The following is a 489-nucleotide window of genomic DNA, read 5'->3' as shown; positions in this document are numbered from 1 at the left end:
TAGGAGGTTCGCTCGTTGGCTCCGAGCAGAAAACAGAGATTCGATGGCTTCTCGGCTTTTAAACGATCCAGATTCGCTAGCCGGTGATATCGCGGATTACTGGGCAAACGGTGGGGACGATCGTAAGCGTCTTAACTCAGCACTGTCTCATTTCAGGAGGCTCTCGCCTGAGGGGCAAGAACTCCAAGCCGTTGGACCTGGGCCGCGCCTGATGGGGCGCCGAATTCATGTTCCCTATCCCGACGACGCCCTCATTATTGATGCCTTGGCCAACGAAGAGCGGAGTAAGCTCCGACCGGTCTCGACTTCCAAGAGGAATGTTGTCTGGAATATGGCCAGCAATCAACGGAGGTTTAGCGATTGGCTCCAAAGGGAGGGCAGGGAGAGCATAGTCAGCCGACTCACCGGTACTGATCAGCAGCAACAGTCGTTGCAAAAAGATTACCAAGACTTCACCGAAGACATGGGAAAACACACTATCTCTTTCAA

Annotated in this window: 1 pseudogene; it reads left to right on the top strand. The window is 53.4% G+C overall.

Annotated features, from left to right (window positions below):
* Positions 1 to 43 precede the first annotated feature (43 nt).
* Positions 44 to 489 (top strand): annotated as a pseudogene (locus AF337_RS44665) (Ulp1 family isopeptidase); the annotation flags it as partial.

It is taken from the genome of Rhizobium ecuadorense, from assembly GCF_001187535.1.
Lineage (GTDB): Bacteria > Pseudomonadota > Alphaproteobacteria > Rhizobiales > Rhizobiaceae > Rhizobium > Rhizobium ecuadorense.
The sequence above is the reverse complement of the archived record's forward strand: the minus strand, read 5'-3'. Positions and strand labels throughout refer to the sequence as shown.